The organism is Halomonas ramblicola (genome assembly GCF_030409215.1).
Taxonomy (GTDB): domain Bacteria; phylum Pseudomonadota; class Gammaproteobacteria; order Pseudomonadales; family Halomonadaceae; genus Halomonas; species Halomonas ramblicola.
In genome coordinates this window covers 340322-361465 of the sequence record NZ_JAUFPL010000032.1, presented here as the reverse complement: position 1 = coordinate 361465, position 21144 = coordinate 340322, and the positions used below count along the sequence as shown (strand labels likewise).

At 66.6% G+C, this 21144-nt stretch carries 21 protein-coding genes; 15 read left to right on the top strand and 6 right to left on the bottom strand.

The window, feature by feature from the left end; translation table 11 throughout:
• Window positions 1–229: 229 nt before the first annotated feature.
• From QWY80_RS15725 to QWY80_RS15715, 3 genes are all read left to right on the top strand, one after another.
• Entirely contained in the window at window positions 230–1585 is a 1356-nt protein-coding gene (locus QWY80_RS15725) for an 8-oxoguanine deaminase (RefSeq protein WP_290233475.1), read from the top strand.
• Between the two features lie 53 nt (window positions 1586–1638).
• On the top strand, window positions 1639–2982 hold the full coding sequence (locus QWY80_RS15720) for a uracil-xanthine permease family protein (protein ID WP_290233473.1): 1344 nt from the start codon (window positions 1639–1641) through the stop codon (window positions 2980–2982).
• Between the two features lie 164 nt (window positions 2983–3146).
• Window positions 3147–3974 carry an IclR family transcriptional regulator gene (locus tag QWY80_RS15715; protein ID WP_290233470.1) on the top strand — a complete coding sequence of 276 codons (828 nt, stop codon included), beginning with the start codon at window positions 3147–3149 and terminating at the stop codon, window positions 3972–3974.
• Between the two features lie 60 nt (window positions 3975–4034).
• On the opposite strand, the gene QWY80_RS15710 is transcribed toward QWY80_RS15715, so the two are convergent.
• From QWY80_RS15710 to QWY80_RS15695, 4 genes are read right to left on the bottom strand one after another with little or no spacing between them, the layout of a single operon-like run.
• Window positions 4035–4538: a MarR family winged helix-turn-helix transcriptional regulator gene (locus QWY80_RS15710; protein ID WP_290233467.1), complete on the bottom strand. Its 504-nt coding sequence runs from the start codon at window positions 4536–4538 to the stop codon at window positions 4035–4037.
• Window positions 4539–4547: 9 nt separating this feature from the next.
• Window positions 4548–5843, bottom strand: coding sequence for a TRAP transporter large permease (locus QWY80_RS15705; RefSeq protein WP_290233464.1), 1296 nt, complete (start codon window positions 5841–5843; stop codon window positions 4548–4550).
• Window positions 5840–6379, bottom strand: a complete 540-nt coding sequence (locus QWY80_RS15700) for a TRAP transporter small permease (protein WP_290233461.1) — start codon at window positions 6377–6379, stop codon at window positions 5840–5842. Before QWY80_RS15700 ends, QWY80_RS15705 begins: the two co-directional genes overlap by 4 nt.
• 24 nt (window positions 6380–6403) lie before the next feature.
• The gene (locus QWY80_RS15695; protein ID WP_290233459.1) at window positions 6404–7453 is read right to left on the bottom strand and encodes a TRAP transporter substrate-binding protein; all 1050 of its coding nucleotides are present in this window, start codon (window positions 7451–7453) and stop codon (window positions 6404–6406) included.
• A 349-nt stretch (window positions 7454–7802) separates the two neighbouring features.
• On the opposite strand from QWY80_RS15695, the gene QWY80_RS15690 reads away from it, so the two are divergent.
• The 7 genes from QWY80_RS15690 to QWY80_RS15660 all read left to right on the top strand — a co-directional run bounded on the left by QWY80_RS15690 (window position 7803) and on the right by QWY80_RS15660 (window position 15218).
• Window positions 7803–8771: an MBL fold metallo-hydrolase gene (locus tag QWY80_RS15690; protein ID WP_290233456.1), complete on the top strand. Its 969-nt coding sequence runs from the start codon at window positions 7803–7805 to the stop codon at window positions 8769–8771.
• Window positions 8772–8840: 69 nt separating this feature from the next.
• A complete protein-coding gene (locus tag QWY80_RS15685; protein WP_290233453.1) occupies window positions 8841–10565 on the top strand; it encodes an FAD-dependent oxidoreductase in 1725 nt (574 codons plus the stop codon).
• Window positions 10552–10779: a DUF2783 domain-containing protein gene (locus tag QWY80_RS15680; RefSeq protein WP_290233450.1), complete on the top strand. Its 228-nt coding sequence runs from the start codon at window positions 10552–10554 to the stop codon at window positions 10777–10779. The genes QWY80_RS15685 and QWY80_RS15680 overlap by 14 nt, the downstream gene beginning before the upstream one ends.
• 23 nt (window positions 10780–10802) lie before the next feature.
• A complete protein-coding gene (gene hmgA / locus QWY80_RS15675) occupies window positions 10803–12110 on the top strand; it encodes a homogentisate 1,2-dioxygenase (protein ID WP_290233446.1) in 1308 nt (435 codons plus the stop codon).
• Between the two features lie 71 nt (window positions 12111–12181).
• Window positions 12182–13201: a fumarylacetoacetate hydrolase family protein gene (locus QWY80_RS15670; RefSeq protein ID WP_290233442.1), complete on the top strand. Its 1020-nt coding sequence runs from the start codon at window positions 12182–12184 to the stop codon at window positions 13199–13201.
• 31 nt (window positions 13202–13232) lie between these two features.
• On the top strand, window positions 13233–13877 hold the full coding sequence (maiA, locus tag QWY80_RS15665) for a maleylacetoacetate isomerase (protein WP_290233439.1): 645 nt from the start codon (window positions 13233–13235) through the stop codon (window positions 13875–13877).
• Window positions 13878–14000: 123 nt separating this feature from the next.
• Entirely contained in the window at window positions 14001–15218 is a 1218-nt protein-coding gene (locus QWY80_RS15660) for a multidrug effflux MFS transporter (RefSeq protein WP_290233436.1), read from the top strand.
• 102 nt (window positions 15219–15320) lie between these two features.
• Here QWY80_RS15660 and QWY80_RS15655 read toward each other — a convergent pair whose 3' ends face one another.
• Both QWY80_RS15655 and QWY80_RS15650 read right to left on the bottom strand, forming a co-directional pair.
• On the bottom strand, window positions 15321–15527 hold the full coding sequence (locus QWY80_RS15655) for a DUF2783 domain-containing protein (protein ID WP_290233432.1): 207 nt from the start codon (window positions 15525–15527) through the stop codon (window positions 15321–15323).
• A complete protein-coding gene (locus QWY80_RS15650) occupies window positions 15524–17221 on the bottom strand; it encodes an FAD-dependent monooxygenase (protein WP_290233429.1) in 1698 nt (565 codons plus the stop codon). Before QWY80_RS15650 ends, QWY80_RS15655 begins: the two co-directional genes overlap by 4 nt.
• A 121-nt stretch (window positions 17222–17342) precedes the next feature.
• Between QWY80_RS15650 and QWY80_RS15645 the strand changes: the two genes are divergently transcribed.
• The 5 genes from QWY80_RS15645 (at window position 17343) to QWY80_RS15625 (ending at window position 21130) form a co-directional block, all read left to right on the top strand.
• On the top strand, window positions 17343–18137 hold the full coding sequence (locus QWY80_RS15645; RefSeq protein WP_290233426.1) for a helix-turn-helix transcriptional regulator: 795 nt from the start codon (window positions 17343–17345) through the stop codon (window positions 18135–18137).
• A 308-nt stretch (window positions 18138–18445) separates the two neighbouring features.
• The gene (locus QWY80_RS15640) at window positions 18446–19876 is read left to right on the top strand and encodes a flavin monoamine oxidase family protein (RefSeq protein ID WP_290233423.1); all 1431 of its coding nucleotides are present in this window, start codon (window positions 18446–18448) and stop codon (window positions 19874–19876) included.
• Window positions 19873–20274, top strand: coding sequence for a c-type cytochrome (locus tag QWY80_RS15635; RefSeq protein WP_290233421.1), 402 nt, complete (start codon window positions 19873–19875; stop codon window positions 20272–20274). Before QWY80_RS15640 ends, QWY80_RS15635 begins: the two co-directional genes overlap by 4 nt.
• A 15-nt stretch (window positions 20275–20289) precedes the next feature.
• The gene (locus QWY80_RS15630) at window positions 20290–20742 is read left to right on the top strand and encodes a hypothetical protein (RefSeq protein ID WP_290233418.1); all 453 of its coding nucleotides are present in this window, start codon (window positions 20290–20292) and stop codon (window positions 20740–20742) included.
• Window positions 20743–20764: 22 nt separating this feature from the next.
• Complete coding sequence (locus QWY80_RS15625) at window positions 20765–21130, top strand: cupin domain-containing protein (RefSeq protein WP_290233416.1); 366 nt, start codon at window positions 20765–20767, stop codon at window positions 21128–21130.
• Window positions 21131–21144: the final 14 nt, after the last annotated feature.

The window sequence follows — 21144 nt, the reverse complement described above, 5'->3', positions numbered from 1 at the left end:
ACGCGGCGGTTTTCGTTGGGGCGTTCGCCCTTCGTCCGCACCGATCCAGGATGGTGACGCTTGACAGTTCTGTAGCCTCCGCGCATTTTGTACACACAAAGTGCTTTCAATTGTTCAATGCAGAGTACACACCAGCGCAAAGGCACCTGAACCAAGGCAACGCCCTCGGCCAGACTTGGGTAACCCTTTGTCCATTCAGAGGCCGCTCGTCGGCCGACAGGAGGACAACATGCCCCAGCCTATCCAGACCCTGTGGATCCGCCGGCCGCTCGCCTGCAGCGACCCGGACGCCGCCGGCGGCGTCGTGGTCCAGGGAGATCGCATCCTGGAGGCGGTGCCCGACGGCGGGTCCCCCGCCATGCCGGTGGACAGCGTCTTCGACGCCTCGCGCCATGTGCTGCTGCCGGGCCTGGTCAATACCCATCACCACTTCTACCAGACCCTGACCCGGGCCTACTCCCCGGCCCTGAACAAGGAACTCTTTCCCTGGCTGACCACCCTCTACGAGGTCTGGGCCAACCTCACCGAGGAGCAGCTGGCGCTGGCCAGCGAGCTGGCCATGGTGGAGCTGTTGATGTCCGGCTGCACCACGGTGGCCGATCACCACTACGTCTTCTCCGGCGCCCTGGCCAACGCCATCGACGTCCAGGTGGACACCGCCCGCCGCCTGGGTGTGCGCGCCGCCCTGACCCGCGGCTCGATGAGCGTGGGACGCGACGACGGCGGCCTGCCGCCCCAGTCGGTGGTGCAGGACGAGACCACCATCCTCGACGAGAGCGCCCGCCTCATCGACGCCTATCACCAGCGCGGCGAGGGCGCCATGGTCTCCATCGCGCTGGCCCCCTGCTCGCCCTTCTCGGTCAGCCGCGAGCTGATGCAGGAGAGCGCCCGCCTGGCCGAGGCGCGCGACGTCCGCCTGCATACCCACCTCGCCGAGACCGAGGACGAGACGAACTACTGCCTCAAGCTGTTCGGCATGCGCCCGCTGGACTACCTGGAGGCCACCGGCTGGCTCTCCGATCGCACCTGGCTGGCCCACGGCATCCACTTCGACGACGAGGAGGTGGCCCGGCTCGGCGCGGCCGGCACCGGCATCGCCCACTGCCCCTCCTCCAACATGGTGCTCGGCTCCGGCATGTGCCGCACCCTGGAGCTGGAGGCCGCCGGCTGCCCGGTGGGGCTGGCGGTGGATGGCTCGGCCTCCAACGATCACTCCAACCTCGCCAAGGAGATGCGTCAGGCGCTGCTGCTGGGGCGGCTGCGCTACTCCCCCAGCCGGGTCACCCATGACGACGTGATCCGCTGGGCGACGGCCGGCTCGGCCCGCTGCCTGGGCCGCGATGACATCGGCCGCCTGGCGCCGGGCCGGCAGGCCGACCTGGCCCTGTTCACCCTCGACGAGGCGCGTTTCTCCGGCGCCGAGAACCCGGTGGCGGCGCTGCTGCTGTGCGGCGCGCACCGCGCCGACCGGGTCATGGTGGCCGGCGAATGGCGCGTCAGCGACGGCCAGCCGGTGGGCCTCGACCTGGCGGCCCTGCTGGCCCGCCACGACGCCGCGGCCGCCGAACTGCGCCGCGCCCTCTAAGGGCAAACCGCTGGACCAACCCCACTCCCCACAACGACAACAGGAGAGGTTCCATGTCGACTCCCGAAGCCGCCAAGGCCGACCAGCCCGGGGTGCGCAGCACCCAGGACGTCAACGCGATGCCGCCGCTCGGCCGCGCCATCCCGCTGGGCATCCAGCACGTACTGGCCATGTTCGTCAGCAACGTCACGGTGCCCATCATCATCGCCGGTGCCGCCGGCCTGTCGGAGGAGCAGACCACGCTGATGATCCAGGCGGCGATGTTCGTCGCCGGGGTCGCCACCCTGGTGCAGTCGCTGGGGATCGGGCCGATCGGCGCCCGACTGCCCATCGTCATGGGCACCAGCTTCGGCTTCGTGCCGGTGCTGATCCCCATCGCCGTGGGCATGGGCATCCCCGCCGCCCTGGGCGCGGCCCTGTGCGGTGGCGTGGCCATGGCCCTGGTGGGGCTCTTCCTGCCCTGGGTCCGCTTCCTCTTCCCGCCGGTGGTGACCGGGACCTTCGTGATCATGATCGGCACCCTGCTGATGCCGGTCGGCTTCGCCTATGCGGGGGGCGGCTTCGGTGCCGAGGACTTCGGTTCCCTGCATCACCTGCTGCTGGCCGGCCTGGTGCTGGTGGTCACCGTCGGCCTGCACCAGTTCGGCCGCGGCATCTGGTCGGAGATCTCGCCGCTCGCCGGCCTGGCCGCCGGTTTCGCCGCCGCGGTGGCCTTCGGCTACGTGGACTTCTCCTCCATCGGCTCCGCCGACTGGTTCGCCCTGCCGATCCCCTTCGCCATCGGCCTGGAGTTCCACCTGGCGGCGATCCTGCCGGTGGTGCTGCTGGCCGTGGTGACCTGCGCCGAGTCGATCGGCGACATCGTCGGCACCACCGCCGGCGGGGTGAACCGCGAACCCACCCAGAAGGAGCTCTCCGGGGGCGTCATGGCCGACGGCCTGGCCAGCGTCTTCGCCGCCATCTTCAACGCCTACCCGCAGATCAGCTTCAGCCAGAACGTCGGCATCGTGGCCCTCACCGGCGTGGTCAGCCGCTACGTGGTGGCCATCGGCGGCGCCTTCCTGGTCATCGCCGGCCTGCTACCCAAGCTCGGCGGCCTGGTCTCCAGCATCCCCAACTCGGTGCTGGGCGGCGCGGTGCTGATCATGTTCGGCATGATCGCCAGTGCCGGCATCAAGATGCTCAGCGGCATCGACTTCAACAAGCGCAACATGCTGATCATCGCCATGTCCCTGGCCGCCGCCATCGGCCTGCCCGCCCAGGAAGGGCTCTACGCCGAGTACTCCGAGAACGTCCAGGCGATCATCGAATCGGGCCTGATCCCCGGCGCCCTCTGCGCCATCGTCCTCAACCTGATCCTGCCCCGCCAGGACCGGGTGTTCCGCAGCGATGTCTGACCCCTGCCACGGCCTCCGACGGGGGGCCGTGCCCTTCCGGCCATGACGCCGACACGGCCGGAGCGCCGGGTCACCGAAGGCGTGGAATCCATTTCCGCATACGCGACAGTCAACGCACGACAGGGTATCCTGTGACGAAAAGTGCCAGGCAGAAGGAGTCACAGGTGAGTGAAGTCAAGCGCAGGACGGCGGGTCGTCCCGCGGGATCGGGCAAGGCCACCAGCGGCCATAGCCAGTCGCTGGTACGCGGCCTCAACCTGCTGGAGCGCCTGGCGGCCAGCCCGGGGGGCCTGGCGCTCTCCGAGTTGGCCGAGCAGGCCGACCTGGCCCCCTCCACTACCCACCGCCTGCTGCAGGCGCTGCAGAGCCAGGGCTTCGTCACCCAGGACACCGAACTCGGCGTGTGGAAGATCGACGTCAAGACCTTCCGCATCGGCAACAGCTTCCTCGAGGCCCGCGACTTCGTGGGTACCAGCCGCCCCTTCCTGCGCCGCCTCACCGCCCAGACCGGCGAGACCGCCAACCTGGGCATCCGTGACGGCGGCACGGCGGTATTCCTGGCCCAGAGCGAGTCGCCGCAGATGATGCGCATGATCACCCGCCTGGGCTCGCGGGCGCCGCTGCACGCCTCGGGCGTGGGCAAGGCGCTGATGGCCTGGCTGCCCGACGACGAGCTGGAGCGCATCCTCGCCGAACGGGGCCTGTCGAGGGTCACCGAGAACACCCTGCACACCTCCGAGACGCTGCGCGAGAGCCTGGCCGAGATCCGCCGCCAGGGTTTCGCCTGCGACCGCGAGGAGCACGCCATCGGCCTGCACTGCGTGGCCGCCTGCATCCACGACGAGCACGGCATCCCGCTGGCCGCCATCTCGGTCTCCGGCCCCGTGGCGCGCATCCCCGAGACCCGCCTGCTGGAACTGGGCGCGCTGGTGCGCGACACCGCCGCCGAGATCACCGCCCTGCTGGGCGGGCGCATCCCGGCGGCCTGGTAGAGTCCACTCCGCTGCCCGCCCACAGCCGGGCAGCGCCTCGCTCAGGCGAACGACACGACGTCAGCCGATCCGCTCGAGCTGGCGCTCCAGCTTGCTCATGGCATTGAGCAGGTCGCGATACTCCCCCACGCTCAGGGTGGCCACCAGCTCGGCCTCCCAGTCCTGCGCATCCGGGATCAACGCCTCGAGCAGACGCCTCCCTTCGCGAGTCAGGTGCAGGTCATGCACGCGCTGATCCTGGGGAGAGGGCGTCCGCGAGATCAGGCCGCGGTCCTCCAGGGCCTGGATCGCCCGGGACACCCGGGCCTTGTCCATGTTGGTGTAGCCGCAGATCTTCTTGGCGGTCAGGTCATCGCAGTGGCTGAGCCAGGCCAGTACCCGCCACTGCGCCACGTTGAGGCCGTAGCGCTGCGAATACATGCGTTCCAGCTCGTCGCTGATGCGATCGGCCAGCTTGTTCAGGCGGTAGGGCAGGAACTGGTTGAGATCCAGTTCCGGCTTGGGCGCATCTCCCCTCCCGGCGGCAGACTCGCCTGGCGCTTGTGCCCGTTCCAACGTATCCATGGAGTCCCCTTAGTAGAGCAGTTCTGGCAGGAAGAGTACGACACCCGGGAACACCAGGACCAGCAGGGCCCTTGCGGTGCCCGCCACCCAGAACGGCGTCACCCCGCGGAAGATGGTGCCCGTGGTCACGTCCGGCAGCACCGCCCGCAGCACGAAGACGTTCATGCCCACCGGCGGCGTGATCAGGCTGATCTCGATCACGATCACCACCAGGATGCCGAACCACACCAGGTCGTAGCCCAGCCCCGCGACGACCGGGAAGAACACCGGCACCGTCAGCAGCAGCATCGACATGCTCTCGAACACGCAGCCCAGCAGCACGTAGATCGCCAGGATCACCAGGATCACCACGAAGGGCGCCACCTCGAGGCCGCTGACAAAGGCCAGCAGGTCGTTGGGCAGCCCTGCCCGGTTGATGAAGTTGGCGAAGATCAGCGCCGTGATCACCACCGCGAACAGCATCGCCGTGGTACGTACCGTGTCCATCAACACGTTCATCAGCACCCGCGGGCTCAGCGAGCGACGCAGCAGGGCGATCACGAAGGCCCCCATGGCGCCAATGCCAGCCGCCTCGGTGGGCGTGAACACCCCAAGGTAGATGCCGCCGATCACCAGCACGAACAGCGCCAAGGTGCTGCCCACGCTCTTCAGCGCGGCGAGGCGTTCCGCCCAGGGCACCTTCTCGCCCGCCGGCCCGGCGTCCGGATCGCGCCACAATACCCACTTCACTGCCACCAGGTAGAACACGATGCCCAGCATGCCGGGAATGAAGCCCGCCGCGAACAGCTCGCGAATGCTGGTCTCGGTGAGGATGCCGTAGATCACCAGCATCACGCTCGGCGGAATCAGGATGCCCAGGGTGCCGCCGGCGGCGATCGACGCCGAGGAAAGGGTATCCTTGTAGCCGTACTTGCGCATCTGCGGCATGGCCACCCGCCCCATGGTCGCGGCGGTGGCGAGGCTGGAGCCACAGATGGCGCTGAAGCCGCCGCAGGCGACGATGGTGGCCATCGCCTGGCCGCCCTTGCGGTGGCCCAGGAAGCCGTTGGAGGCCCGAAACAAGGCGTCCGACAGGCCGGCATGGGAGACGAAGTTGCCCATCAGGATGAACAGCGGGATCACCGACAGGCCGTAGTCCATGGCGGTGTCCACCACCCGGCGCGCGGCCATGGATTCGGCGGCATTCCAGTTGCCGGTCAGGTAGTAGAACCCCACGAAGCCGACGATGCCCATGGCGAAGGCCAGCGGCACCCGCAGGAAGGCCAGCAGCAGCAGGGCGGCGAAACCGTAGATCGACTCGATCATGCTTCACCTCCCGGGCTCAGCGGCCCGCCCCGCTTGACCATGCCGACGCCCTCGAGCAGATACCCCAGGGCACGCCCCAGCGTCAGCAGCGCCGAAAGTCCCAGCATGACGGCGATCAGGTAGATCAGGTAACCAACGGGAATGCGCAGAAACTCGGTCACGTCCCCCCATTCGAAGGCGCGTACACCGAGCCCCCAGACGCGGCCGGCCATTACCCAAAGAGCCGCGGTCACGATCAGGTTGACCAATAACTGGCGCACCCAGACTAGGCGCTTGGGGAAGATCGCATCGAGCAGATCGACGCTGACATGCTCCTCGCGCCAGCACACCACCGGCAGCGACAGGAACACTACCGCCGCCAGCATCAGTTGGGTCAGCTCCACGCTGCCGAGGATCGGCGAATTGAAGAAGAAACGGCCGGTCACGTCGGCGGTGGTCAGCAGCATCAAGGCGAAGAGGGTGGCGCCCGCCACCCCCTCCAGCGTGAGCTGCAGGACCCGACCGAGACGCGACCAGGATGTCGTTGGGGTCTGCATGATTAGGCCTCGGGTTGTGGGTCCTTACGACGCATCGACGTCGGCGGCGATGCTCTCTTCCTTGGCCGCTTCGGCGAGCTGATCGCGGAAATACTGCAGGGCTTCCTTGGGCTCCAGCTCGCCCGAACCGACCTCCTCGGCCCACTGGTCGATCAGTTCGTCGGAGACCTCGCGCAGCATGGCGATGTCCTCCTCGGAGGCCTGGGTGAAGGTGTTGCCCAGCTCCTCGGCGAACTCGACGCCGCGCTCATCCGAGACGTCCATCATGTAGCCAAACAGGCGCGACAGCCGCTCGCCGGAGACCGTCTGGATGGCCTCGCGATCCTCGGGCGACACCCGGTCCCAGACCATGGGATTCATGACGATGGCGAAGCTGCCACGATAGAAGCCACCGTCCACGGTCAGGGTATGGGGGAGCACCTCGGCCACGCGGAAGCTGCGCAGCCCCTCGAGGGTCAGCATGGCGCCGTCGATGACGCCCTGGGACGCCGCCTCATAGACGCCGGTGGGCGGCAGCGCCACGCCGGAGACTTCCAGGGCGTCGGCCAGGTCCGCCATGACCCCGCCACCGACACGCACACGTCGGTCGGCGAGTTGATCCAGTGACTCGACCCGCTCTTCGGTGAAGATCTGGCCGGGACCGTGCACCCCCACCGCCATGACCTCCAGGCCGCGGTGCTCACCGGCCTGGGCCAGGTACTCCTGGTGGGTGCGCCAGTAGGCGGCAGAGGCCACCTCGGAGGAGAAAGCCTCGAAGGTGGGGAACTCCGGGAGCTGGGTCAGCTCGAAGCGGCCGGACATGTGCCCATGGAAGATCCAGCTGGCGTCGGCGACGCCGTCTGCCACCAGCGCCATCTGCGCATCGGGCGGCCCCAGATCCTCGGTGACCTGGAGGGTCACGCGCCCGTCGGTGGCCTCCTCGATCCAGGCCTTCCAGGTCGGCCAGACGATGGTGTTGATGCCATGATTGGGGCCACCCCAACTGCTCACGTTGATGGTGGTCTGCGCCAGGGCGGGGGTACCCAGCATGGCCGACGCCAGGATACCCGTCATGAGCTTGGTTGCATGCTTCATCTTGTCGTCACTCCGTCTTGGCAAACGGCGGCTGGGGATGCCGCCCGTCTTTGTTATGTAGAAACCGGTCTTGCCCGCCACTTCGTTGCACGGGAAACCAGCGTTGCCCGGCAACCATGCCCTCCAGATAGTATCCAATGCAACTATAAAAAGGAGAAAACGGGACTGAACTTAAGTATAAGCCTCATGATACCTACATATAAATCAACTATTTAATCAAAATCGCAAGGGCGGATCTCGCCATTCCACGCTGAAGGGGGTGGACATACAGTTTCAATAGAAACTAACATCGGAACACACCCCCCATGACGACCGGGGCAACCCGGACGGCCGATAAACGGAGCAACCCATGAGCAAGAAATTTGCGTCCCACGCCGATACCGAAGAGAAGCAGGTCAGTTTCACCAAGCTGGCCGAGGGCCTCTACGCCTATACCGCCGAGGGCGACCCCAACACCGGCGTGGTGATTGGCGACGACAGCGTGATGGTCATCGACACCCAGGCCACCCCGATCATGGCCCAGGACGTGATCCGTCGGATCCGCGAGATCACCGACCTGCCGATCAAGCACGTGGTGCTGACCCACTACCATGCCGTTCGCGTGCTCGGCGCCTCCGCCTACGACGCCGAGAACATCTACGCCAGCCAGCACACCTACGACCTGATCGTTGAGCGCGGCCAGCAGGACTACGACTCCGAGGTCGGCCGCTTCCCGCGCCTGTTCCAGGGTGTCGACTCGGTCCCCGGCCTGACCTGGCCGAACATCGTCTTCCAGGAGGAGCTGACGGTGTTCATGGGCAAACGCGAGGTGCGTATCATCCACCTGGGCCGCGGCCACACCAAGGGCGACACCATCGTCTGGCTGCCCGAGGAGAAGGTGATGTTCTCCGGCGACCTGGTGGAGTACGGTGCTACCCCCTACACCGGCGACGCCTACCACGAGTACTGGCCCGCCACCCTGGACCGCCTGCAGGCCATGGACCCGCAGAAGCTGGTACCGGGCCGCGGCGAGGCGCTGACCACGCCCGAGCAGTGCCAGGAGGCCATCCAGGGCACCCGCGACTTCCTCGCCGACATGTACGAGAGCGTCAAGGCGGGCAAGGCCGCCGGCAAGTCGCTCTCCGAGTGCTACGCCGAGACCTACGCCAGCCTCAAGCCGAAATACGGCCACTGGGTCATCTTCGATCACTGCCTGCCCTTCGACATCACCCGTTGCTACGACGAGGCGGGCGGCGAGTACCCGGATCCGCGCATCTGGACCGCCGAACGTGACACCGCCATGTGGCACTCGCTGCAGGACGTCGTCGAGAACCAGTAAGCCCTCTCCTCCCCGAGACTCGAGAAAGCCCGCTGGAGCCAGGCTCCAGCGGCATCACGGGAGCACTGCATGCCAACCACCTACAAGAACCCGGTCTACCCATACCGGCGCCCCCCCGAACTCGACCGTGACGAGGTGCGCCACTGCCCGGTGGTGATCGTGGGCGCCGGCCCTACCGGCCTGGCTACCGCCATCGACCTGGCCCAACAGGGCATCGACAGCGTCGTACTGGACGACAACAACACCGTCAGCGTGGGCTCGCGGGCGATCTGCTTTGCCAAGCGCACCCTGGAGATCATGGATCGCCTGGGCGCCGCCCAGCCCATGCTCGACAAGGGCGTCACCTGGCAGCACGGCCGGGTCTTCTTCCAGGAGCGCGAGGTCTACGACTTCGACCTGCTGCCGGAGGAGGGCCACCGGGTGCCGGCCTTCATCAACCTGCAGCAGTACTACTTCGAGGAATACCTGGTAAACCGCGCCAACGAGCTGGAGGCGCACATCGATCTGCGCTGGAAGCACAAGGTCACCGCGGTGGACAGCCAGCCGGAACACACCCGGATCACGGTGGCCACCGAGGACGGCGACTACCGTCTCTCCTGCGACTACCTACTGGTAGCCGATGGGGCCAACAGCCGGATCCGCGACATGCTGGGCCTGGAATGTCAGGGCCAGATCTTCCAGGACCGCTTCTTGATCGCCGACGTGATCATGAAGGCCGACTTTCCCACCGAGCGCTGGTTCTGGTTCGATCCGCCCTTCCACCCCAACCAGTCGGTGCTGCTGCACAAGCAGCCGGATAACGTCTGGCGCATCGACTTTCAGCTGGGCTGGGACGCCGACCCCGAGGAGGAGAAGAAGGAAGCGAACATCCGCCCGCGGGTCCAGGCGATGCTCGGCGAGGACGTAGAGTTCGAGCTCGAGTGGGCCAGCGTCTACACCTTCCGCTGTCGCAAGATGGACAGCTTCATTCACCAACGCGTCTTCTTCGTTGGCGACGCCGCCCACCAGGTCTCGCCCTTCGGCGCCCGCGGTGCCAACGGCGCCATCCAGAGTATGGAGAACCTGGCCTGGAAACTGGCCCGGGTGCTCACGGGCCAGGCCCCCGAGGCCCTGCTCGCCACCTACGACACCGAACGCCAGCACGGCGCCGCCGAGAACATCCGCAACTCGACACGTTCTACCGACTTCATCACGCCGAAGAGCCGTGTCAGCCGGCTGTTCCGCGACAGCGTGCTGGAACTCGCCGAGCGCTATCCCTTCGCCCGCAGCCTGGTCAACAGTGGCCGGCTATCGAAGCCTTGCTGCTACGACGGCTCGCCGCTCAATGGCCCCGATGCCGAGGGCCTGCCCATCGAACTGCGCCCCGGTAGCCCGGCCAAGGATGCGCCAGTGAAGCTGGCCGGAGGGAACGCCTGGCTACTCAACCAACTGGGCAATCGCTTCGTGCTGCTGCTCGACGGTCGCCTGGACGCCGGCAAGGCTGCCCACCTGGCCGACGAGCTGGCTCCGCTGCTCGAACGCCGCCCCGACCTGGATCCGCTGATCGTGGGTCCCGCCCCCGAGGCCCTGACCCGACTGCCACGCAGCCGGGTGATCGAAGACACCGCGGGCCTGCTCGGCGAGCGCTACGGCTTCATCGCGGGTGCCGGCTACCTGATCCGCCCCGACCAGCACGTCACCGCCCGCTGGGCCGAGGTCTCCGCCGACGCCGTCGACGACGCCCTGGCCCGCGCCCTGGGCGCCGGACTCGATTCCCTGCCCGACACCGAGGGAGGCCGCCATGCCACGGCTTGAGCTGAACCCCAACTTCACCGCCCCGGACGCCTTCTACGCCAGGCTGACCGACCTTCACCGCGACCGCAGCGAGGCCGAAAGCGAACGCATCAACGTCCGGCTGATCCTGCTGCTGGCCAACCATATCGGCGACCAGGCAGTACTCGAGGAAGCCATGGCCATCGCCGAGGAAGGGGCATCGCAGCCCCCTGTAGACGCCGCACCATCACGCTAATGGTATCGAACGAGGACACAGGCATGTCTGAGCAACTGACCTATCAGAGCGGTTTCCGTAACCACTTCTCGAGCGAGGCCCTGTCCGGCGCCCTGCCCCAGGGCCAGAACTCCCCGCAGAAGTGCGCCTACGGCCTGTATGCCGAGCAGCTGACCGGCTCGGCCTTCACCGCCCCGCGCCATCAGAACCTGAGAAGCTGGCTCTATCGCATCCGCCCCTCGGTGGTGCAGAGCGCCTATCGGCCGCTGGAGAACCGCCAGGTTCACACCTCACCATTGGCCAGGCCCGCCGCCGACCCCAACCAGATGCGCTGGGACCCGGCCCCGCTGCCCGAGGAACCCACCGACTTCATTGACGGCCTGCTGACCATCGCCGTCAACGGCGATGCCGGCACCCAGACCGGCTGCGGCGTGCACGTCTACGCCTTCAACCAGGACATGACCGAGCGCTTCTTCTACGACGCCGACGGCGAACTGCTGATCGTGCCGCAGCTGGGTACGCTGCGGCTGCGCACCGAGTTCGGCGAGCTGGAAGTCGGCAACGGCGAGATCGCCGCGATCCCCCGCGGCGTCAAGTTCCAGGTGCGGCGTGCCGACGCCGAGCCGGCCGCCCGCGGCTATATCTGCGAGAACTATGGCCAGCCCCTGGAGCTGCCCGGCCTCGGGCCCATCGGTGCCAACGGCCTGGCCAACCCGCGCGACTTCCAGAGCCCGGTGGCCACCTACGAGGATCTCGAGGGCGACTTCTCCCTGGTGGCCAAGTTCTCCGGTCGCTTCTGGGAGACCCGCCTCGACCACTCGCCGCTGGACGTGGTGGCCTGGCATGGCAACTACGCCCCCTACAAGTACGACCTGGCCAACTTCAACGCCATCAATACGGTGAGCTTCGACCACCCGGACCCGTCGATCTTCACCGTGCTGACCTCGCCCTCGGACACCCCGGGGATGGCCAACCTCGACTTCGTGGTGTTCCCGCCGCGCTGGATGGTGGCCGAGAACACCTTCCGTCCGCCCTGGTTCCATCGCAACCTGATGAGCGAGTTCATGGGCCTGATCCATGGCGAGTACGATGCCAAGGCCGAGGGCTTCCTGCCCGGCGGCGCCAGCCTGCACAACTGCATGTCGCCCCACGGCCCGGATGCCGACACCTTCGAGAAGGCCTCCAACGCCGAGCTCGAGCCGCAATACCTGGGTGACACCCTCGCGTTCATGTTCGAGAGCCGCTACGTCTACCACCCCACCGAAGCGGCGCTGGACACCGACTTCCGCCAGCGCGACTACGTGGATGTCTGGTCGACCCTGCGCTCGCACTTCGACCCGAACCAGGCCTGATCCGGGAAACCTTCAACACCTAACGAGCGAGGCGCAACGGGCCTCGCCCCTGATGAAAGGATCGAGACAAGATGAAACTCGCGACCCTCAAGCAAGGCCGTGACGGCGAACTGATCGTCGTCTCCCGCGACCTGAAGCGCGCCGTGCGCGCCACCGACATCGCCGCCACCCTGCAGCAGGCCATCGAGAACTGGGACACCCTGAACCCCAAGCTGGAGGAGCGCTATACCGCCCTCAACGCCGGCCAGGCCGAGGGTGCCTTCGACCTCGACCCGGGCAAGCTGCACTCGCCGCTGCCGCGCACCTACAACTGGGCCGACGGCTCCGCCTATCTCAACCACGTCAAGCTGGTGCGCCAGGCCCGCAACGCCGAGATGCCGGAGACCTTCTGGACCGATCCGCTGATGTACCAGGGCGGCGGCGACCGCTTCATCGCCCCCACCGACGACATCGAGGCGGTGAGCGAAGAGCACGGCATCGATTTCGAGGGCGAGATCGCGGTGATCACCGACGACGTGCCCATGGGCGTCACCCCCGAGCGGGCCGCCGGCCACATCAAGCTGCTCATGCTGGTCAACGACGTCAGCCTGCGCGGCCTGATCCCCGGCGAGCTGGCCAAGGGCTTCGGCTTCTTCCAGGCCAAGCCCGCCTCCAGCTTCTCGCCGATCTGCGTGACCCCCGACGAGCTGGGCGACGCCTGGAAGGACGGCCGGGTCCACCTGCCGCTCACCGTACACCTCAACGGCGAGAAGTTCGGCGAGCCCGAGGCCGGCCCCGACATGATCTTCGGCTTCCCCCAGCTGGTAGCGCATGCCGCCCGGACCCGCTACCTGGGCGCCGGCGCCGTGGTCGGTTCCGGCACCGTCTCCAACCCGGACGCCGATGGCGGCCCCGGCAAGCCGGTGGCCGAGGGCGGCGTGGGCTACAGCTGCCTGGCCGAAGTGCGCATGGTGGAGCAGATTCTTCATGGTCAAGTTCGCACCCCCTTTATGCGCTTCGGCGACCGGGTGCGTATCGAGATGTTCGACCGCGAGGGAAAGAGCATCTTCGGCGCCATCGACCAACAGGTGGTGAAATATCAGCCACACTGAGCCCGAGATCCCCAGCAAAGGAAACCGGCATATGACGACGCTCTACGGCTACTTCCGCTCGTCGGCCGCCTACCGGGTGCGCATCGCCCTGAACCTCAAGGACCTGGGCTACGACCAGATCCCGGTCAACCTGGTGAAGGGCGAGCAGCGTGGCGAGGCCTATCTCGCCCGCAACCCCCAGGGGCTGGTGCCGGCGCTGGTCACCGACGACGGCACGGTGCTGACCCAGTCGCTGGCGATCTGCGAGTACCTGGAGGAAGTCCACCCCAGCCCCGCGCTGCTGCCTCAGGAGCCGGCGGAACGCGCCCGGGTGCGGGCCCTGGCCCAGCAGGTGGCCTGCGAGATCCATCCGCTCAACAACCTACGGGTGCTCAAGTACCTGGTCCACGAACTCAAGCTGGACGAGGACGCCAAGCAGGCCTGGTACCGCCACTGGGTGGCCACCGGCTTCGACGCCCTGGAGGCGATGCTCTCCCGGGAGGCGGGCAGCGGCGACTACTGCCACGGCGACACCCCGACGCTCGCCGACGTCTGCCTGGTGCCCCAGGTGTTCAACGCCGAACGCTTCGAGTGCGACCTCTCGCCCTACCCGCGGATCCGGCGCATCACCGCCAACTGCCGGGCACTGCAGGCTTTCCAGAGGGCCGCCCCGAGCGAGCAGCCCGACGCCGGCTGAGGTATAATAAGCGGGCTAACAAAGTGGGCGCGGCATCCCGATCAGGATGCCGCGCCCGTCTCTCGTTCCTTCACCAGTCTGCCGGGTCCGGCGAGGCCTCCGCCGTGCCCAAGGAGAGCCGGGTTGCTGAGATTGACCTCCCCCGCCACCGTGGCGGTGCTCGCGGCGCTGACCGCCCTGGGGCCGCTGGCCACCGACATGTACCTGCCGGCCATGCCCGCCATGGCCGAGGCGCTGGGCACCGGGCCCGACCGGGTCCAGCTGACCCTGAGCTTCTACATGGCCGGCTTCGCCCTGGCCCAGCTGTTCTGCGGCCCGCTCTCCGACCGCTTCGGGCGCCGCCCGGTGATGATCGCCGGCTTCGCCCTCTTCCTGCTGGCCAGCGTGCTGTGCGCCTTCGCCCCCGATGTCGAGTGGCTGCTGGCGGGACGCTTCCTGCAGGCCCTGGGTGGCGCCGCCGGGCCGGTACTGGGGCGCGCCGCGGTGCGCGACATCCATGGCCCCCTGGAGGCCGCCCGGGTGCTCTCCTACATGGCCAGCACCATGGCCATGGCGCCGGCCCTGGCCCCGGTGGTGGGGGCCGGGCTGCTGCTGGTCTTCGGCTGGCAATCGATCTTCCTGCTGCTGGCCGGCTATGCGGTGGTGATGCTGGCGATCCTCGTCTGGCTGCTGCCCGAGCCCCTGCCCGTCGAGCGCCGCCAGTCGATCGCCCCCCGCGCCATCCTGGCCAACTACCGCCTGCTGCTCGGCCAGCGCGCCTTCGTCGGCTACACCCTCACCAACGCCGCGGCCTTCGCCGGGATGTTCGCCTTCCTCTCCGGCTCCTCCTTCGTGCTCATCGAGTTCATGGGGGTCTCGCCAGGACTCTACGGCGTGCTCTTCACGCTGATCGTCGGCGGCTTCTTCAGCGGCAGCCTGATCAGCGGCCGCTACAGCCACCGCCTGGGGCGCGACCGCCTGCTCCGGCACGCCACCCGGCTCTGCGCCCTGAGCGGCGCGAGTATGGCGGCCCTGTCGCTGCTCGGCGTCTACTCGCCCTGGGCGGTGATCGCCCCCCACGTGCTCTACATGATCGGCTTCGGCATCGTCATGCCCCAGAGCATGGCCGGCGCCCTGGCCCCCAACCCGGAGTGCGCCGGCTCGGCCTCCTCGCTGTTCGGTTTCCTGCAGATGACCCTCGCCGCCCTGGGCGGCGCCCTGGTCGGTCAGTTCCACGACGGCACCTCCCACACCATGGCGATCGCCATCGGCCTGGGTGGCGTGCTGGCCCTGCTGGCCTATCGGGGGCTGGTGAATACCGGCCGCGCGACGATCATGCCCAAGGCACGGGATACCGGCTAGCGCAAGCGATGGTGTTTGGTGGCCCCGTCTTTTCGAGGCGCCATCGACGAAGCGAGCCCTCGCTTACACGAGGGCTCAGCATGGGATAGGTAGCGGGTATCATCAGCCGGAGTCGGTGTCCGCAGCGCCGCGGCGGGCCTCCTCGATGGCGGCCATCACTTGGTCGACATCGGGCACCCGATGGGCCAGCGCCAGCGCCAGTTGGGCGAGGAAGTGGCTCTCCTGCGCCTCCGGCAGGGCGTCGATGGCCTCGGCCAGGCGCTCGTAGACCCGCTCCAGGTCGGCGAAGGGCAGTGTCGTATCGGTCATGATCTTTCTCCTTCCAGGGCCCAACCTTGTGCAAGGTTCAGGGCAGGGTCGAGGGCGGCGGGATCGAGAGAGTTCCAGCGCGCCGCCACATGACGGTCGGGGCGCACAAGGTAAGCCGTGCCCGGCTCGGCGCCGTAGCCAGCAAAGAGGCTGCCATCGGGATCGGCCAGCACGCCCTCGCCGCCCGGCTCACGGGCCACGCGCAGCAGGGTGAGGTCGATGCCTTGCATCTGGAAATCCTCGATACGCTGCTGCAGCGCCGGCTCGACCCCTCCCGTCGCGCTGAAATGCAGCAGGTTGAAGCCTGTGCCCAGGTGGTCGAGCAGGAAGTCGTTCTCACCCAGGCGACGGTTGACCAGCGGCGCCCCGGGGATCGGCCCGGCGGCGAAGCCGGGGTCGTCGTCCGGGGTCAGCGGGCTCTCGGCATAGGTATAGGGGGTGACCTGGCGCGGGTCGGCGAAGCCGCTGGCGTAGTCGTTGTGCAGCGCCAGGGCCAGGGCCGCATCGCGCATCAGTCGGTAGCCGCGGCTCGGCGGGGTCATGAAGCGGGTGCTCTTGCCGGCGTTGGCGAAGACGTCCAGGGTGGCGCCGCGCCGCTCGGGGCTGTAGCTGTCGAGCAGCCGCTCGGGGGCCAGGCCCTTCAGCACCCAGGCCAGCTTCCAGCCGGCATTGGCGGCATCGGCCAGGCCGTTGTTGAGGCCGCGCACGCCGAAGATCGGCACCAGGTGGGCGCTGTCGCCGATAAACAGCACCCGGCCATGCCGATAGTCGTCCAGCGCCAGGGTGTAGGCCTTGTAGAGGCTCCACCACTCCAGCTCCCAGTCGCCTTCTTCCGCAAGCACCTCGCGCACGATCCGGCCGACCCGCTCGCGGATTCGCGCTTCGGCCACCTCGGCCTCCGGGTCCTCGTCGGGACCGAGCTGGTAGTCGATGCGCCAGATGTCGTCGGGCTGCTTGTGCACCAGCAGGGTGGAGTCGGGCACGGCCCGGGAGTGGAAGAAGGCGCGCCGCTCGGTGGGGAAGTCGGACTCGAGGCGCACGTCGGCGATGACGTAACGCCCCTCGTAGGCCTCACCGTGCAGCGCCAGGCCGAAGGCCTTGCGCACCACGCTGCGTGCCCCGTCGGCGGCCAGCAGGTAGTCACACTCGAGCCGATAATCCCCTTCGGGCGTGGTCACCTGAAGAGTCACGCCGTCGTCGTCCTGGCTCACACCGGTCACGGCACTCTGCCAGCGCAGCTCGATCAGCTCGCTCGCCGCGGCCTTGTCGATCAGGAACCGCTCGATGTACTGCTGCTGGAGGTTGTACATCGGATGGTAGCGCTCTTGCTCGGAGTGCGGCATCCGGAAGCGCAGGATCTCGTGGTCGCGGAAGTAGGTACGCCCCTGGGTCCAGCCCAGCCCCTTGGCGGTGAAGGGCGCATCGACGCCGAGCTGCTGGAGGATCTCGAGGCTGTGGCGGGAGATGCAGATCGCCCGGGAGCCGTCATTGACGGTGGCCTTGTCGTCGAGCACCACCGAGGCGATGCCGTGGCGGGCCAGCTCGAGGGCGGCGGTAACGCCCACCGGCCCGGCGCCGACGATGGCCACCCGGTGGCGCACCGCCTCGCCCGCGAGCTCGGGAGGACGCACGAAGGGGAAATGGGGATAATCGAAGTAGAGCGAGTCGTGCTCGCCCTTGCCGGCGGGTCGCATGGGGCACTCTCCTGTCGGGGTTGTTGTCGAGTCCGCCTCCAGCCTACCCCGCCGGCGAACGCCTGACTGTCCCGTAGAAACCGGGACAAGGCCACGCCCCCCACCACGAGGAGTCCGCGCCATGAGCGACCCCAGCGCCGATGCCACCCTCGACTGGCCCGAGCTGATGCCGGCCCTGGCCGCCTGCGTGGCGACCCTGGGCGAGGCGGGCTTCGACGAGCAGCTGCTCGCCCTGTTGCGCCGGGCGGTGGGCATCGAGCAGTGCATGATCTTCGCCTACGCCGGCGACGACGCGGTGGACTGCCTGCTCGCCGCCAACGAGCGCGCGCCGCGGGTCGCCGACCGCCTGGCCGAACTCTACGCTGGCGGCCTGTTCCGCCAGGATCCCAACTACCAGCGGCTGCGCCGGCTGGTGGACGCCGGGGGTGACATCGGCGAGGCCGAGCTGACGCCCATGCAGGCCGAGGCCATGCCGTCGGCCTACCGCAGCCATCTCTTCGCCTTTCCCGACCTGGTCGACAAGGTCTCGCTGGCCATTCCCGGTGAGGCCGGCGCCTACTACCTCAATCTCTATCGGGGCAGCCAGGCCGGTCCCTTCACCCGCGCCGACCTGGCCGGCCTCAACGCCCTGGCCCCGCTGCTGGCCAACCTGATCCGGCGCCACTATCGTCACCACGGTGGCGACGCGCGGTCTGCTGACCATCAGCCCAGCTCAGAGGAAGCCGCCGTGCTCGCCCCGCTCTCCGAGCGCGAGCGCCAGCTCTGCCTCTTCCTGCTGCGCGGCCACACCCTGAAGAGCGCCGCGGCCGAGCTCGATATCGCCCTCTCCACTGCCGAGACCTACCGCAAGCGCGCCTACGCCAAGCTGGGGGTGCCCTCGAAAGCCAGGCTGGTGGCGCTGTGTCGGCGGCACTGACCGAGCGTTCCCCCCCCTCACTTACCGGTCCTTCGAAAACTCCCTCACTTCTCCGAGTCGTGCCGGCTTATCGGGGTTGTCCCGAACGGCCCCGCCCGCTGATCACGGCATCACCGAGAGAATGATGCCACCCTCCCCACCAACTGCCGACCCGTTCACAATACATTGAAACATAAGTGATATTCCATCTTGGCAAGGAGTGGCAACTCTTTGGCAAGCCAGCACAAACGACACCACTCCACAGGTGATACCGTCATGAAGAGTGGCTGATCGTGACCACCATAACTATAACCCCGCAACGGAGAACAATGATGACCAACACATTGAATCGTCGGGCCTTCTTGAAGTCTTCTAGCGCCATGGTGGCAGGAGGCGTAGCCGCGGGAACGCTTGGCTTTTCCTCGAGCGCCCAAAGCGCCGAAGACGATGGCACTTATGACGTGATCGTCGTGGGCAGCGGCTTTGCCGGTGTCACGGCCGCCCGCAACGCCAGTCAGGCCGGCCTGAAGGTGTTGCACCTGGAGGCCAGCAGCCGGCTGGGAGGACGGTGCTTCACCAGCCACTTCGCCGGCCACGACATCGATCTGGGGGGCACCTGGATCGGCTGGGGACAGCCCCATGTCTGGGCCGAGAAGATGCGCTATCAGATCCCGATCACGGAGAGCGCTGCCTTCAGCGCCAGCCAGTACGTCTGGTACCCCGAGCCAGGCCATCGAAGGGGGGGGTCACCGGACGACTACTGGAAAGTAATGTACGAGGCCAATGAGGCCTACTTTGCTCCCGCCCGGGAGGCACTGCCCCGCCCCTATAGCCCACTGTTCGTTCCCGATGACAAGGGGCTCGACAGGCTGACCGCCAAAGAAGCGATCGAACAACTGGATGTCTCGGCCGAACAGAAGGTACTGCTTAACGGTTTTGCCGCCATCAATGGTCACAGTCCGACGGACACCAGCAGCTATCTGGATCAGCTCCGCTGGATTGCGCTGGCTGGTTTCAACCAGTTTTTCATGTGGGACAACCTGGGACGCTTCCGTTTCGAGGGAGGCACCAAGTCCCTGTTGACCAAAATGCACGAGGACAGCAAAGCGGAGTTCAAGACCGGCCAGCCCGTCAAGAGCGTCGAGCAAACGGATGATCACGTGCAAGTAACCACCGTCAGAAACGAGACTTATGTCGGCAGGAAGCTGATCCTGGCGGTGCCACTGAATGTGATCTCGACGATCGAGTATACGCCCGCCATTTCCAACACCAAGATGGAGATCAGCCGGCAGCGCCATACCGGTTCAGGGGTCAAGCTCTATGCTCGCATCAAGGGCAAGCATCCGCTGATGTTCGGTCACGGCACCCAGGACATGCCGCTGACCTTCGTCTGGACCGAGTACGACGACGAGGACAGCCAGATCCTGGTGGGCTTCGGCGCTTCACCAGAATTGCTCGATACCACCGATGCCGTTGCCGTTCAGGAAGCCGTCAACCAGTACCTGCCCGACGCCGAGGTCATCGATTTCGTCAGCTATGACTGGAATGTCGATCCCTACTCCCTCGGCACCTGGTGCATGTATCGTCCAGGCTGGTTGACCGAGTCCTTCGAGGAACTGCAGCAAGCCGAAGGCAATATTCATTTTGCGACCGCGGATATCGCCAGCGGTTGGCGTGGGTTCATCGACGGAGCCATCGAATCCGGGGCCTTGGCCGCCGAACAGGTGGCAGAGCTACTGAAAGAGGGAGCAAGCGCATGAAGACCTTGAAGGCTGCCTGCTGGCTGCTGGGCTTGTCTTGCTCATTGGGGATTGTTTCGACTGTATTCGCCTCCAGTGACTGCGACCTCGATCTAGGCAAGCAGGCCTTCTCTACCTGTAGCACCTGTCACACCAATGGTGCCAGTGAAACCCATGCCGTCGGGCCCAACCTCTACGGAGTCGTCGGTAGCGATGCAGGCACCGCACGGGGCTTCACCTACTCGGTGGCCTTGGAAGAACTCGACACCAAATGGACCCCTGAAGAGTTGAGCAAGTTCTTGGCCAGCCCGATGGAATATGCACCCGGCACCATGATGGCCTACGGCGGCATGAAGAACGAAGCACAGCGCAATGCGGTGATCTGTTACCTGGAACAATCTGCCGAACAACTTCGCTAAAAAGGAGCCAATTTCATGAAGAAAGTGCTGCCACTGCTGTTTTCCCTCTTCATCGCATCGACGAATGCCAACGAAGTGGGCGTATCGGAGGACGACAGGAAAGCGATCGAGAACAAGCTCGATGCCGTCGAGTCGATGTGGAGCGAGGGAGACTACGAGGGCATCGCCCAGTCTCTCTATGTCGAGGAGACATGGATCACCGGTGAGGACACGCCTGACGTCTATACCGGGATGGAGTCACTGACCGATCTCGTCAAGTATCTCGTGGATACCAGCAACGCCGCCGAACTGACCATGGTCCAGGCTAGCCCTGTCGGCGAGAACGGTGTCATCAGCTGGGTGAACTGGTATGTCACCCCAACCGAAGGCGAGGACTTCGTCATGAAGAGCCTGATGGTCTGGGAACAGCATGACGGAGACTGGAAGGTGATGGCCGACATGTATGCCACCGGCGAGATCGGTGAGTAATAGGGAACACAGGAGCAACGATATGATCCCTCTCAAACTGAAGCAGGGCTATAGTGATCTGGAAAGCATCGGCAGCGTCGCCAACATGGGCGCCGAGGTACTGGAGGGCGACCCACAGGCATCGAGCAAGATGCTGGAAGGCAATATCGGCGACCCACTCAGCTGCGGAGTCTTTGGTTGTACCGGGGGCAAGTATCGAGTCGTCTATCCCTTCAGTGAACATGCCACGGTTGTCGAGGGAACGGTAGTGCTGACCAATGAGCTCACAGGAGAATCCCTCGAATACCATGTGGGTGACTCCTGGTTCGTCAAGCAAGGCACGCCTATCACCTGGGACGTAAAAAGCGACACCTTTATCAAGCACTTCGCTGCTGTTACGCAGTCTTGACACGAGAGGGACTG

Coding starts and splice junctions, on each gene's coding strand:
- QWY80_RS15725 (WP_290233475.1), top strand. CDS start 230: ATGCCCCAGCCTATCCAGACCCTGTGGATCCGCCGGCCGCTCGCCTGC.
- QWY80_RS15720 (WP_290233473.1), top strand. CDS start 1,639: ATGTCGACTCCCGAAGCCGCCAAGGCCGACCAGCCCGGGGTGCGCAGC.
- QWY80_RS15710 (WP_290233467.1), bottom strand. CDS start 4,538: ATGGATACGTTGGAACGGGCACAAGCGCCAGGCGAGTCTGCCGCCGGG.
- QWY80_RS15705 (WP_290233464.1), bottom strand. CDS start 5,843: ATGATCGAGTCGATCTACGGTTTCGCCGCCCTGCTGCTGCTGGCCTTC.
- QWY80_RS15700 (WP_290233461.1), bottom strand. CDS start 6,379: ATGCAGACCCCAACGACATCCTGGTCGCGTCTCGGTCGGGTCCTGCAG.
- QWY80_RS15695 (WP_290233459.1), bottom strand. CDS start 7,453: ATGAAGCATGCAACCAAGCTCATGACGGGTATCCTGGCGTCGGCCATG.
- QWY80_RS15690 (WP_290233456.1), top strand. CDS start 7,803: ATGAGCAAGAAATTTGCGTCCCACGCCGATACCGAAGAGAAGCAGGTC.
- QWY80_RS15685 (WP_290233453.1), top strand. CDS start 8,841: ATGCCAACCACCTACAAGAACCCGGTCTACCCATACCGGCGCCCCCCC.
- QWY80_RS15680 (WP_290233450.1), top strand. CDS start 10,552: ATGCCACGGCTTGAGCTGAACCCCAACTTCACCGCCCCGGACGCCTTC.
- hmgA (WP_290233446.1), top strand. CDS start 10,803: ATGTCTGAGCAACTGACCTATCAGAGCGGTTTCCGTAACCACTTCTCG.
- QWY80_RS15670 (WP_290233442.1), top strand. CDS start 12,182: ATGAAACTCGCGACCCTCAAGCAAGGCCGTGACGGCGAACTGATCGTC.
- maiA (WP_290233439.1), top strand. CDS start 13,233: ATGACGACGCTCTACGGCTACTTCCGCTCGTCGGCCGCCTACCGGGTG.
- QWY80_RS15655 (WP_290233432.1), bottom strand. CDS start 15,527: ATGACCGATACGACACTGCCCTTCGCCGACCTGGAGCGGGTCTACGAG.
- QWY80_RS15650 (WP_290233429.1), bottom strand. CDS start 17,221: ATGCGACCCGCCGGCAAGGGCGAGCACGACTCGCTCTACTTCGATTAT.
- QWY80_RS15645 (WP_290233426.1), top strand. CDS start 17,343: ATGAGCGACCCCAGCGCCGATGCCACCCTCGACTGGCCCGAGCTGATG.
- QWY80_RS15640 (WP_290233423.1), top strand. CDS start 18,446: ATGATGACCAACACATTGAATCGTCGGGCCTTCTTGAAGTCTTCTAGC.
- QWY80_RS15635 (WP_290233421.1), top strand. CDS start 19,873: ATGAAGACCTTGAAGGCTGCCTGCTGGCTGCTGGGCTTGTCTTGCTCA.
- QWY80_RS15630 (WP_290233418.1), top strand. CDS start 20,290: ATGAAGAAAGTGCTGCCACTGCTGTTTTCCCTCTTCATCGCATCGACG.
- QWY80_RS15625 (WP_290233416.1), top strand. CDS start 20,765: ATGATCCCTCTCAAACTGAAGCAGGGCTATAGTGATCTGGAAAGCATC.